At 47.0% G+C, this 676-nt stretch carries 1 protein-coding gene; it reads left to right on the forward strand.

Features of this window, described 5'->3' with window-relative positions:
* Nucleotides 1-676, forward strand: a 676-nt coding sequence (locus R7Z77_RS25880; protein WP_318137115.1) for a LysR substrate-binding domain-containing protein, incomplete at both ends; no start/stop codon positions are given.

Below are 676 nucleotides of genomic sequence, written 5' to 3' on the forward strand. Positions count from 1 at the left end.
TGGCAGCTTTACAGCGGCAGCCAATGCTTTGGACTTGCCACGAGCAAATGTTAGTCGACGCATTGGAGAACTGGAACGTTACCTCGGAACGCAACTTTTTCACCGCACCACTCGCAGCCTTTCGTTGACAAACAAAGGCGATGCCTACTACCAAGATCTACAAAAAGTACTCACCTTGCTTGATTCGGCAAACCAGCAAGCCAGTAACGAAAGCATCGAGGTCAGAGGCAAAATCAAACTTGGCCTTCTGCCAGAAACCTATGAACATCTTCAACCCATTTTGTTTGAATTTCAGGATCAATACCCGCAGGTCGAACTCGACATTCGCAATATCAACAATGGCTTTATTGATATGTTTCAGCAGGGGTTGGACATCGCGCTGCACGGCGGCATGCTGTTTGATTCAGACATTGTCGCGAGAAAGATCTTAACGCTAGACCGATGTGTCGTTGCCTCACCGAACTATCTTCAAACTCACGGCACACCCGCCACATTAGAAGAGTTGAGCGATCATCAGTGCATTTGTTTTCGTTGGCCAAATGGCAATGTCGACAACCTTTGGCATTTTCAGGAACAAAACGTAGCGCTCAAACCGAAACTCATTTCCAACAACATCGGCTTTATCAAAAGCTCCACAGTGCTTGACCGCGGCATCAGTTATATCCCAAAACTGTTG

The sequence above is a fragment of the Vibrio sp. 1401 genome (assembly GCF_033340295.1).